The sequence below is a fragment of the Plectonema cf. radiosum LEGE 06105 genome (assembly GCF_015207665.1).
GTDB classification, from domain to species: domain Bacteria; phylum Cyanobacteriota; class Cyanobacteriia; order Cyanobacteriales; family Nostocaceae; genus Rivularia; species Rivularia radiosa_A.
In genome coordinates this window covers 98,512-110,081 of record NZ_JADEWL010000008.1, presented here as the reverse complement: position 1 = coordinate 110,081, position 11,570 = coordinate 98,512, and the positions used below count along the sequence as shown (strand labels likewise).

10 protein-coding genes are annotated in these 11,570 nt (G+C 36.9%); 8 read left to right on the top strand and 2 right to left on the bottom strand.

What is annotated here, in order from left to right:
• Nucleotides 1-184: 184 nt before the first annotated feature.
• From IQ247_RS04260 to def, 4 genes are all read left to right on the top strand, one after another.
• The gene (locus IQ247_RS04260) at nt 185-457 is read left to right on the top strand and encodes a hypothetical protein (protein ID WP_193917395.1); all 273 of its coding nucleotides are present in this window, start codon (nt 185-187) and stop codon (nt 455-457) included.
• A 411-nt stretch (nt 458-868) separates the two neighbouring features.
• Nucleotides 869-1,693, top strand: coding sequence for a hypothetical protein (locus IQ247_RS04255; protein WP_193917393.1), 825 nt, complete (start codon nt 869-871; stop codon nt 1,691-1,693).
• A 264-nt stretch (nt 1,694-1,957) separates the two neighbouring features.
• Nucleotides 1,958-2,218: a DUF6171 family protein gene (locus tag IQ247_RS04250; RefSeq protein ID WP_193917391.1), complete on the top strand. Its 261-nt coding sequence runs from the start codon at nt 1,958-1,960 to the stop codon at nt 2,216-2,218.
• Between the two features lie 25 nt (nt 2,219-2,243).
• On the top strand, nt 2,244-2,711 hold the full coding sequence (gene def / locus IQ247_RS04245) for a peptide deformylase (RefSeq protein WP_193917389.1): 468 nt from the start codon (nt 2,244-2,246) through the stop codon (nt 2,709-2,711).
• A 105-nt stretch (nt 2,712-2,816) separates the two neighbouring features.
• Here def and IQ247_RS04240 read toward each other — a convergent pair whose 3' ends face one another.
• Nucleotides 2,817-3,617: an ABC transporter permease gene (locus IQ247_RS04240; RefSeq protein ID WP_193917387.1), complete on the bottom strand. Its 801-nt coding sequence runs from the start codon at nt 3,615-3,617 to the stop codon at nt 2,817-2,819.
• Nucleotides 3,618-4,055: 438 nt separating this feature from the next.
• Between IQ247_RS04240 and IQ247_RS04235 the strand changes: the two genes are divergently transcribed.
• Entirely contained in the window at nt 4,056-5,180 is a 1,125-nt protein-coding gene (locus IQ247_RS04235) for a DegT/DnrJ/EryC1/StrS family aminotransferase (protein WP_193917385.1), read from the top strand.
• Nucleotides 5,181-5,345: 165 nt separating this feature from the next.
• Here the strand turns inward: IQ247_RS04235 and IQ247_RS04230 are convergent, their stop codons facing one another.
• Complete coding sequence (locus tag IQ247_RS04230; protein ID WP_193917383.1) at nt 5,346-6,095, bottom strand: DUF561 domain-containing protein; 750 nt, start codon at nt 6,093-6,095, stop codon at nt 5,346-5,348.
• 152 nt (nt 6,096-6,247) lie between these two features.
• Here IQ247_RS04230 and IQ247_RS04225 point away from each other — a divergent pair, with 152 nt between their 5' ends.
• The 3 genes from IQ247_RS04225 (at nt 6,248) to IQ247_RS04215 (ending at nt 11,534) form a co-directional block, all read left to right on the top strand.
• A complete protein-coding gene (locus IQ247_RS04225; RefSeq protein WP_193917381.1) occupies nt 6,248-7,102 on the top strand; it encodes a Tab2/Atab2 family RNA-binding protein in 855 nt (284 codons plus the stop codon).
• Between the two features lie 187 nt (nt 7,103-7,289).
• Entirely contained in the window at nt 7,290-8,588 is a 1,299-nt protein-coding gene (locus IQ247_RS04220) for a TldD/PmbA family protein (RefSeq protein ID WP_193917379.1), read from the top strand.
• 303 nt (nt 8,589-8,891) lie between these two features.
• Nucleotides 8,892-11,534, top strand: coding sequence for a chloride channel protein (locus IQ247_RS04215; RefSeq protein WP_193917377.1), 2,643 nt, complete (start codon nt 8,892-8,894; stop codon nt 11,532-11,534).
• Nucleotides 11,535-11,570 lie beyond the last annotated feature (36 nt).

Below are 11,570 nucleotides of genomic sequence, written 5' to 3'. Positions count from 1 at the left end.
GTGATGGGGTGATGGGGTGATGGGGAGAAATAAATATCAACCAACAAATATCAACCAACAACCAATAACTGTCAACGGGAACAGGGATTTATGCAATAAGTCGATAAATAGTACCTGTCATCTCAGCAATTATCAAGATATCATAGTTTTAAGCCGAAAGTATACACTATATCATCAATAAATTATGATTATCGCAAAACTGGTTTTATTTGCTTCACCTTTAGTAATTGCTTCTATGTTGTTTTTAGCAAATCCCGCAGCAGCATCTCCGATTAATTCTGTATCTGCTAAAACACATATTAATACTGTATCACCAAAATCAACTCATCTGTTAACTACCTTAAATCAAACTGATAATTCTAATCCTATCCTTGATAACCTTGGTTGTCAGTGCGCTTATTGTGCTAAAGCTAAATTACAGCTAGAAGGTAAATTATCAATTTCTAGTATTTTGTAAAGCTCAATAGTAATTTAACTATTTGGATGTGATTTTTCAGCCCGTCTGTACGGGTTTTTTTATTCTATTTGGTGAAAAGTCGGGTTTTAAAACCAAAAAAACCGACTTCTTAATGGCTGGATACCAAAACAATTCCAACTTTGTTAACTGTTAATAACTGATTACTGTTTATAGAAACTATTGTATAAACATAAATAGATAAGACCTTCAGTCGGACATAAATAAATATAATACAAACACCTTATGTAACTAATTGCAACTGATTAAAATAAATTTTTCCACCTCAAATAATTAAAAAAACTTGTGCAATATTACTTTTAATTAAGGTAGAGATAAATACCTTGTCGATAATGATTATGATTGTTTGCGGCAATCATTTATTAACTATTTGACTCAAGAGAGAAAAGCAAAATGACACCACAAGCTACTGCAAATCCTATTGAGCAAGATTTCGTTGTTAATTCTCAAAAATCATTATCTGTTGTAATTGAAGGAGAACAAGCGACATCTGTAGATAGACTTCCGCAATCTTGGCAAGATATTTATACAGGTAAGTCTAATACTAAGCTTTCTAACCCCGAAGAATACGTGAAGATGGCGCAATTATTTCTTCACAAAATGTCTAACGGTGATGTAGACTTATTCAATGAATCTGATGATTTACATCATTTAAAGCCCGCTTTTTGTCAAATATTGGGTACTTTAGGTTGGGAAGCTCTTGATTTTTACGGTAAGGATTTTGATGTAGAGCGATATCCTAACTTTGACTCCATTGAAAAACAACTTTCTCCTGAAGAAGAAGATTATCCTGAACGCAAACAAATTGTTGAAATTGGTAAAGCTTTATTTGCAGAGTTCGGTTACGATTTACCAGCTTCTTTTTATCACGTACATTTAGCTCCCGTTTACAGAGAAGAGGTTTCCGAAGTACGTCCGTTAAGATTTTCTGAGGAAGACAAACTGAATGCTCGTGCTTGGGATGCTTCTTTACACGGACAAAAGGTATTTCCTATTCAATTAATGGTACAAAGTATCTCTTCCAAACATGGTTTTTTCCAAGAACATGGTTGTGGTTGTAACCATGCTATGACAAGAGTTGGTGCTACTGATACCTCTTTTGATTATCAAATTCGTCCAGAAATGCGATCAACCTGGATTCGTGATTTCATATGGACGGTATGGTATGAGTACGCTTTCTTTAAATTTGTGCCAGTAACTCGTTTTTTAGTTAATTAAAATGTTTTCGGGTTCTAATTGAATTTCTTATCAGTCGGTTAAGATATCTTTATGATTTTAACCGACTTTGATTATTTTTGATTAAACATTAGTTTAAAGAATCATCAAAGATTTAGAGCTAAAACTCTGACTACGAAGCCAGAAATTTTTGTATATTTTGTCTAAAAATAATAATTTGTTTTTATCTTGCTAAATTCCATGCATCAATATTTTAAGATGTTATGATTTGTTGAGAATACTTTTTAAGATTACAGGAGTTGTAGCATGAGTCATACATCACCCCCAAGTTATCCAAGTCGCTCAAAAATGTTACAAAGCCTATTTTCGGAAGCCTATAAAACTGCGAAACAGGGATTATGTGGAGATAGAATTCTTGCTCAAAAGAGTAATGTAGAAAGAAGATTGGAAATTTGTTCTAATTGTGAAAAGTACAATGCAGAAGCCAAACGTTGTACTGTATGTGGATGTTTTATGTTAGTAAAGGCAAATATTGAAACTGCTGAATGTCCGGATGGTAAGTGGTAGTCTTGTATTCTGGAATATAATTTTTATGGTAGTCAAATCTCTGGTTTGTTATCCCAATTCTTTATTAAGGGAAATATCAACTAAAATCGAGGTGTTTAACTCGGATTTTCAACTTTTAGTAGATAATTTGATCGATAGGATGTTAGCAGAGGATTCGATGGGATTAGCAGCGCCTCAAATTGGAGAATTGAAACGGGTGTTTGTTTTAAATCTAAAGCGTATTGCAGGGAATAAAAGTAGAAATTATCAACAAAAAGATATATTGTGTATTGTTAATCCTGAAATTGAAAATCAAGACTGTTTGATTGATTCGAGTGAAGGATGTTTAAGCTTTCCGGGACGAAGAGAAACCGTAAAGCGTTTTAATCAGGTTAGAATAAAGGCTTTAAATCGAGAAAATCAACCTTTTTTCCTTACTGCTGAAGGAATGTTATCTATTCTTATTCAACATGAAATTGACCATTTGAATGGTATTCTTTTTATTGATAGGTAATTGGTAATGGGTAATGGGTAATTGGTAATTGTTGACTCTTAACTTATAACTCCTAACCTTTAACCTTTAACCTTTCACCTTTAACCTTTAACCTGAAATAGTTTTTTATCTTACGAGTTGATCGGTGGAGTTGAAAAACTGATGAGAAAGAGTTTTAGTAAGTAATATTGTTGTTAATAGGTTGCTAAATGCGACCATAAACATCAGTAAAATTTGGTAGGATGCGGCTTCTGATGCGGCTTGAAAAGGAATTTTGTCGTAATCTACACCGCTAATTATTAACCCACTCATAAATCCCGGAATCGTTACCATCCCAATTATCATCATTTGGTTGATGGTGGGAATCAATCCAGCACGCATAGAATCTTTTTGATACTGCTTAATTGCTTGTTGTGGAGTAGCACCTAAACTGAGGTGAGTTTCTATTTCTGCATGATTTGCATTTATTGTACTAACTAATCTTTCCCCGGAAATTGCCGCCGCATTCATAGCATTACCTAATATAACTCCAGCCAGAGGAATTACGTACTGTGGCTGATACCATCTATCCGGTTGAATGATCAGAAAATTCGTATAAATCAACGTAAATGCAGTACTCAAGAACATTGAACCCCACACCAAAGGTAAGACTTGCGGTATTTTGTTTGTAATGCGATTTTTGGCAACAATCGCCGCAAGAGTTAACATTACTGCTAAAATCGCCAAAACTGCCAAAATGTTATTTAAAGCAAGAATGAAATCTAAAATATATCCCAATACTACTAACTGTAGAATCGTTCTACCAGTAGCAACGGCTAAATTTAACTCCAGTCCGATTTTCTCCCAAATAGACAAACCAATGGCTATCACCATTAATCCTACAGCGATCGCCAAGTCGAAAAAATCTAGTTGTATTAATTCTGACATTTGAATAATTTATCGAAACTACTATTTATTTTCTTACAATCAGTAAACTTTTTAAATTAAATAGGACACCCTAATAACTTGAGAATTTAGATTTTATCTCAAGTCTGGATGATTAGTTTTTATTTCCACATCTGTACTGAAAACTAAAAATTCGTTTTCTTATTATTAGCTGTTCCCTACTGCCTGCTCCCTTTACTACAACTATTTAAGGAAACATGATTTTAAGTATTTATTCTCGGATGAACACAACTAGCTGATGTATCAATATAGAAAGTTCAAGATGATAGACAACAATAGAACCCAGATGTTATATTGCCGAGAATTAAGTGAAAGTCTCGTTTATTGCGTATTAAGGACGACAGTATAAAACAAGAAATACAATTAAAAATTTAACAAGTCCCCAAGGCATTATCATCTATTGTCATATTAAAAAATCTCATGATACAAAGCGTAAATTCTATTCCTGCTTTTGATAATCAACAGCAATATTCTATTATTGCTTCAGAAGTAAGTGAAGCCGTCTTGGAGGTTTTATCTTCTGGACGTTATATTGGTGGTCCTTTAGTTGAAAATTTAGAGCAACAGCTTGCCGTTTATACAAATGTCAGCGATTGCGTAGCTTGTAATTCAGGTACGGATGCTCTTTACTTGGCTTTGAGAGCTTACAATATTGGTGCGGGAGATGAAGTCATTACTACACCTTTCACATTTGTTGCTACCTGTGAAGTTATTAGCGCTGTGGGTGCCAAGCCGGTATTTGTCGATATCAATCCAGCTACTTACAATTTAGATTTGCAGCAAGTAGCTTGTTCAGTCACATCTAATACTAAGGCAATTATTCCGGTTCATTTGTTTGGACAACCTGTTGATATGACAGAGTTAATGGAATTAGCATCTGCTAAAAATTTGTTGGTAATAGAAGATTGCGCTCAGTCTACAGGAGCAATGTGGAATAATCAAAAAGTAGGAAGTATTGGACACGTAGGTTGCTTCAGTTTTTACCCTACTAAGAATTTAGGTGGTTGTGGTGATGGTGGTGCAATTACCACTAATGATGCAGAAATTGCAACCAAGCTACGAGTATTAAAAGACCACGGTCAAAAAAGTAAATACCAATATGAAGAAATTGGTGTCAATAGTAGATTAGATTCTATTCAAGCGGCTATTTTACTGATTAAGTTACGTTATTTAGATATTTGGAACCAGCAAAGACAAAAAATAGCGTCTCGTTACCACGAATTTCTCACTCACGTTCCCGATATTATTATTCCACAAGAATTACCCTTTGGAACTGGAGTATGGAATCAATACACCATTCGTGTTCAGAATGGTAAAAGAGATTTATTACGCAATCAATTGCAAGAAAAAGGTGTAAACACAGCGATTTACTATCCCTATCCCTTACATTTGCAGCCAGTTTATCAAACTTTGGGCTATCAACCGGGACAATTACCGATAGTAGAACAAATTTGCAACGAAGTTCTATCTTTACCAATGTTTCCAGAACTTTCCGAGGAACAGCAAGAACGGGTAATTTATAGTATTAAAGAAGTTATGAAATAAAAGTTAGGAGTTAGGAGTTAGGAGTGAGGAGTTAGGAGTTAGGAGTTAGGAGTTAGGAGTTATAAATCTAAAGAAGTCGGGTTTTTGGGATAAATATTGGTAACAAGCTGAGAAATCTCAGAAAAACCCGACTTCTATATCTAACTAACCATCAGAATTGATTTGTTAACGATTAACTTCGACTTTTGCTTGACTTCCAATTGCTTCAACTAAACCACGTACAGCAGCAATCATCGCAATTTCGCTGTTCAGTTGGTTGATTGCGGAACCGACTCCCACACCAGCAGCACCAGCCGCAATTGCTAAAGGTGCGGTAACATTGGAAATACCGGAAGCACAAAGTACGGGTACTGATACTACGCGAGAAATTTCGTAAGCTGCTGCTAAAGTCGGAGCAGCTTTTTCAATTAGTCCTAAAGAACCTATATTTTGAGGTTTGCTGCTGGTACCCCCTTCTGTTTGGATAATATCTGCACCAGATGCAACTAATTCCTCTGCCAATTGTACTTGTTGGTCTAATGTGAGAATATGAGGAACTGTCACCGAAAGAGTGATTCGCGGAAATAAAGCACGGGTTTGTTTAGTTAAAGCTAAAACCTCATCCGCTTCAAACCTAATTCCTTGAGCGTAGAAACAATCAAAGTTACCAATTTCAATTAAATCAGCACCCGCTGCAACTGCTTTGAGAAATTTTTCTGGTTCTACTGCCGATACACAAATCGGTAAATCAGTCAATTGTTTCGCCATTCTTACTAAGTCGGCATCAGCAGCAATATCAAGAAAAGTTGCACCACCGTGATGTGCTGCTTTTACAGTTGCAGCAACACGCTTAGAATCGAAATTATTCAAGCCGCTAATTACTTTGAGTACACGGCGACTGGCAAATGCACGTTCGAGTGTAGAATTCATCGTCATAGTTAGTTTTGTGATACTGGGGCAAATAAAGATTATTTTACCGTTAGTATATTACTTTGCAATTGCCAATTACCAATTACCAATTACCAATTACCAATAGACTCGTATCATAAATATATATATAAAAAATAGCCAAAACATTACGGCATAATATGGGCAGCATTTGGGAACTGGATTACTACTCGCGTCCGATTTTAGACGAAAATAACAAGAAAATTTGGGAAGTGTTGATTTGCGAAACTCCTTTGGATATCCGCACCAAAACTGATTCCTTATTTCGTTACGCTAAATACTGTCCCAGCACAACGGTAAATTCCGTATGGTTGCAAACTGCTTTGCAAGAAGCAATAGATAAAGCAGGAGAAGCACCAGGGAAAATCCGCTTTTTCCGGCGACAAATGAATAATATGATTACTAAAGCTTGTGAAGACATTGGAATTCCGGCTAAACCCAGTCGTCAGACATTAGCGCTCAATCAATGGTTACAACAGCGCATGGAATTGGTTTATCCCCAAGAACCGGGATTTCAAGGAGGTACTAATCCCTCAGTGTTATTGGAAGCTCCTTTACCTCAACGTTTACCCGATGCTTTAGAAGGAGAACAACTAGGATTTGTTACCTTGAGTGCTAGTGATTTTGCGGATATGCCAGAGTGGGATATTGATTTTGGTGGAGCTTTCCCTTTAGAATTAGCGCAAATTTCCCCTGAAACCAAGATTCCCGGAGTTTTGGTTTACTCTAATAGAGCATTACCCATAGCCGGTTGGATGTCCGGTTTGGAATTGGCTTGGTTAAAGTTTGATAATACCAAGCAAGGAAGATTAATTTTAGAAACTGGTGCTACTGAAAGTTGGATTTTGGCAAATATAAAAAATCCGCAAATGCTCACAGAAGCACAGGACTTTGAACAAGCCAAGCAAAAAGCCAACGGAGTTCATTTTATTGGAGTACAGTCAGATCCAAGTTCGGAATCTTTTGCAGGATTTTGGCTGTTACAGCAGATTTAGCGGGGACAGTGGGCAGTTGACAGTGGACAGTTGACAGTTGACAACGAGAGATTGATACTCCTAACTCCTAACTCCTCACCCCTAACTCCTAACTCCTAACTCCTAACTCCTTAAACCTTTGACCTTTGACCCGTTAAGAATTATATTGCCTATTGTCTAACAACTAATAACTAACAACTAATAACTAATGACTAATGACTTGACCGAACAGTTGTTGGAAGTCGCGATGAAGTCTGGTGCGACTGCTGCTGAAGTTTATCAATCGCGATCGCTATCTAAGCCGGTGTTTTTTGAAGCAAACCGTCTCAAACAACTTGAAAGCAATCAAAGTACGGGTACTGCATTACGATTATGGTATGAAGGTCGTCCGGGATTAACGGTGGCAAATGGTCCCGTGGAAGCTCATATGATGGTTGAACGTGCTATTGCTTTAAGTAAGTTAAATCAGCCCGAAAAGGTGGAGTTAACTAGCAATTCTCAAGTCGTTTATCCAGATTTAGGTGAAAGTATACCAGCAGAAACCTTAGTGGATTGGGGTAAACAAACTATTGCTTTAATTCGCGATGTTTACCCGGATGTGATTTGTAATGGTGATTGGGAATGCGATATCGAAACTACTCGATTGATGAATACTCAAGGTTTGGATTCTCACTATACCGATACTACGCTCAGTTGCTATATTTCCGCAGAATGGGTACGAGGTGATGATTTTTTGAGTGTGGCTGATGGACAAACTGAACGGGGAAAACTCAATCCTGAAACGGTAGCGCAACAAATTTTACAGCGGTTGAATTGGGCGCAATCAAATGTAGCTGCACCGAACAAGCGCATCCCGGTTTTGTTTACCTCCAAAGCTGCTGATATGCTTTGGGGTACTTTGCAAGCCGCACTCAACGGAAAATTGGTATTAGAAGGTGCTTCTCCTTGGGCTGAACGTATTGGTAAATCAGTAGTTTCACCTTCACTTACAATTTATCAAGACCCCGAAGCCGGACCTTACAGCTGTCCTTTTGATGATGAAGGTACCCCCACTAAAAGTTTAATTTTTATTCAAGACGGAATATTGGAAAATTTTTATTGCGATCGCACTACAGGAAATCAGTTAGGAATTGCAACTACAGGTAACGGATTTCGCCCCAGTTTAAGTAGTTACCCGACTCCGGGGTTATTTAATTTTTTGATAAAACCGGGAAATGGCAGTTTACTAGAATTGATTGAAGAAATGGACAACGGTTTGATTGTTGATCAGATACTCGGTGATAGTGGTGGCATTTCTGGGGATTTTTCCATTAACATCGATTTGGGTTATCTTGTGGAAAATGGTCAAGTCACTGGACGCATTAAAGATACTATGGTATCCGGTAATATTTATACGGCTTTAAAACAGTTAGTTAAACTCGGTGGCGATGCTGATTGGAATGGCTCTTGTTATACTTCTTCTTTGATAGTTGATGGATTATCTAGCACCGGGAAAAACAATTCGTAATCTGTCGCACTCGCGTTATGCTATGCGATTATTAATATATTTTGATAGCAGATAAAATTATTAATTAATTATTAATTATTAATTATTAATTATTAATCAAGTAGTTATTGACCAATTACTTTTATCTATAATCACAATATATTTATTGATAATATTACTTTTCATCAATTTTTTTTTGTTTGAGCTTCATTGATGAATGTATGGCGGAATTACTAATCACGGATTCAAAAGGTTCTACGAATTTCACAGATTTAATTACCAATTACCCATTTCCAATTACCAATTTCCAATTACTAATTAATTATGCCGCAATATCGCAATCTATTTGTTAATAAGTACTTTCGCGATTTTTGGCAGCCAAGAAGAGGTTTAGCAATTGCAGAAGCTTGTATTATTGGAGTTGTAGCCGCTCTATCCGCAGTATTTCTCAGGTTTAGTTCGGGATGGTTGGGAACATTTCGAGTTAGTACTTCCTACGCAATACCAGCGTTTTTAGCTTTACCGTTAATTGGTGTTAGCTTTGGTTTTTTGACTGGGTTTTTAGTAGAGAGATTTGCACCCGAAGCGAGTGGTAGCGGTGTTCCTCAAGTTAAAGCTTCTTTAGCTAATATTCCAATTAGATTAAGTTGGCGAGTCGCTGCTGTAAAGTTGGTTAGTGCTATTCTTACACTGGGTTCAGGGATGACTTTGGGAAGGCAAGGACCTACAGTTCATGTCGGAGCGGCTTTAGCAGCGGGAATGAGTCGTGTATTTCCTACTTCTCCAGATCACCGTAGACAAATGATAGCTGCGGGTGCAGGTGCGGGATTAGCTGCGGCTTTCAATGCTCCAATTACGGGGATATTGTTTGTTGTCGAAGAATTACTCCAGGATTTATCGGGATTGACTTTGGGAACTGCCATTATCGCTTCATTTATTGGTGGCGTAGTTTCGCGATTATTAGGTGGTAGAAGTTTACAACTGAATCTTGAATTAATCGATTCCAAAAGCAGTTTTATCATTACAGAACTTCCTTTTTACCTGTTTTTAGGGATTTTAGCAGGTTTACTTGCTGCATTATTCCGAAAAGGTTTACTTTTAAGTCTCAGCTATTATCGGAAATTACCTGTAGGTTTACCCTTAAGAATAGCTTTAGCTGGCTTGATTTCTGGGATTGCGATCGCGATGTTACCGGAATTATTTCGCAATAATACTGGATTGCGAGAATTTATTATTGCTGGTCAGCCAAGCGTTTCTAAAGTAATATTAGTATTTGTGGCGGAATTTATTCTAACATTAGTAGCTTTCGGTTCGGGAGCGCCGGGAGGGTTATTCGCTCCCAGTCTAATTTTAGGTTCTTGTTTGGGATACTTGGTTGGTGTTGCTGAATTTAACATTTTGGGTTTGAGTTCCCCTAATACTTACGCTTTAGTGGGAATGGGAGCATTTTTTAGCGCGGTTTCTAAAGTCCCAATTACCGCAATTATGATTATTTTTGAGATAACTACAGATTTTAATCTCGTATTACCATTAATGATTGGTTCTGTAACATCTTATTTGGTTGCGGATAAATTAATCCCAGGCTCCCTATATACCAAGCTTTTACAATTAAATGGGATTGATATTGATACAGAAGTGCCTATTAATGCCAGATTTATTCAATTGACTGCACAAGAAGTTATGCAGCGTCAGGTGGAAACTCTGCAAGAAGAAATGACTGTAGATGAAGCAATACAGGCTTTTTCTAATTCTACCCAACGCGGTTTTCCCATCCTAGAAAACGGTAAATTAGTCGGAATTGTCACTCAAAGCGATTTAATGAAAATACGGGAAGGAAAGTTATCTAGAGATGCACCGATAAGAGAAATCATGACATCGCATCCGGTAACAATAACCCCCAAGCATACCTTAAGTAATGTATTCTATCTACTAGACCGACATCAAATTAGTCGCCTACCAGTTTTAGAAGGACGAAGGCTCGTAGGAATGATTAGTCGGGGAGATATAATTCGAGCCGAAGCAAACTACCTGAATTGTAAAGGCACTCCAAATCAACCGAAAATCAAACCTTCCTACATAGTTTATCAAACTCAGTCACCAAGTGTTGGGCGAGGCAGATTATTGGTTTTAATCGCAAATCCCCAAACCGCAGATACGTTATTAGATATTGCAGCGCAAATTGCTCAATATAACTCCTACGAAGTTGAATGTTTGCAGGTAATTATCATTTCTCCTCATAATAATCCAGCAGAAACTCCCGTTAAAACTGCACAAAGTCGCAAATTATTATTATCTGCGGAAATAGTCGGTAAAAAATGGAAAATTCCCGTACACACCCAAATTAGAGTTGCTCATAATGTCGCAAACGCAACTTTAGAAACTATTAAAGATAGAAATATAAATAAAGTTTTAATGGGCTGGAAAGGTGGTACTTCTACCCCTGGTAGGATATTTGGCAACGTTGTAGATACCATAATTCGCCAAGCTAGCTGTGAAGTAATATTAGTAAAATTAGGAAAAAATCTAAATGCAACATTAAAGGATAACTCTTTTATTACTACTAGTTTTAATCGCTGTTTATTACCAATGGCTGGTGGTCCAAATTCAAAAATAGCCCTTAATTTATTACCTGCTTTAGTTGTTTCAAATCAGAAATCAAGAATTACTCTCACACAAGTTTTTCCTTTTTCCGAAACCAAAACGGATCTAACAGTTTTGCAAGCAGCTAGACACCAACTTGTTGATACTTATAAAGTATCTAATCAAGTAACAACCATTCCCATCAGAGCAGATTCGGTGGCTCAAGGAATCATTAACTTAGTCAAAACCAAAAAGTCCGATGTAGTCCTTTTAGGTGCTTCCCGTGAAGGAATGTTACAGCAAGCAGTCAAAGGTAATATTCCCGAAGCAATTGTATATGGTGTCGATTGTACCGTGATTTTAGTTCGGGGAATGATTACTGAGTAATCAGTTATCAGTTATCAGTTATCAGTTAAAAGAAGT

Excerpts from the sequence above, each read along its gene's own strand:
- IQ247_RS04220 (WP_193917379.1), top strand. The coding sequence starts at position 7,290 with ATGACTAATGACTTGACCGAACAGTTGTTGGAAGTCGCGATGAAGTCT.
- IQ247_RS04215 (WP_193917377.1), top strand. The coding sequence starts at position 8,892 with ATGCCGCAATATCGCAATCTATTTGTTAATAAGTACTTTCGCGATTTT.
- IQ247_RS04250 (WP_193917391.1), top strand. The coding sequence starts at position 1,958 with ATGAGTCATACATCACCCCCAAGTTATCCAAGTCGCTCAAAAATGTTA.
- IQ247_RS04225 (WP_193917381.1), top strand. The coding sequence starts at position 6,248 with ATGGGCAGCATTTGGGAACTGGATTACTACTCGCGTCCGATTTTAGAC.
- def (WP_193917389.1), top strand. The coding sequence starts at position 2,244 with ATGGTAGTCAAATCTCTGGTTTGTTATCCCAATTCTTTATTAAGGGAA.
- IQ247_RS04255 (WP_193917393.1), top strand. The coding sequence starts at position 869 with ATGACACCACAAGCTACTGCAAATCCTATTGAGCAAGATTTCGTTGTT.
- IQ247_RS04230 (WP_193917383.1), bottom strand. The coding sequence starts at position 6,095 with ATGACGATGAATTCTACACTCGAACGTGCATTTGCCAGTCGCCGTGTA.
- IQ247_RS04260 (WP_193917395.1), top strand. The coding sequence starts at position 185 with ATGATTATCGCAAAACTGGTTTTATTTGCTTCACCTTTAGTAATTGCT.
- IQ247_RS04235 (WP_193917385.1), top strand. The coding sequence starts at position 4,056 with ATGATACAAAGCGTAAATTCTATTCCTGCTTTTGATAATCAACAGCAA.
- IQ247_RS04240 (WP_193917387.1), bottom strand. The coding sequence starts at position 3,617 with ATGTCAGAATTAATACAACTAGATTTTTTCGACTTGGCGATCGCTGTA.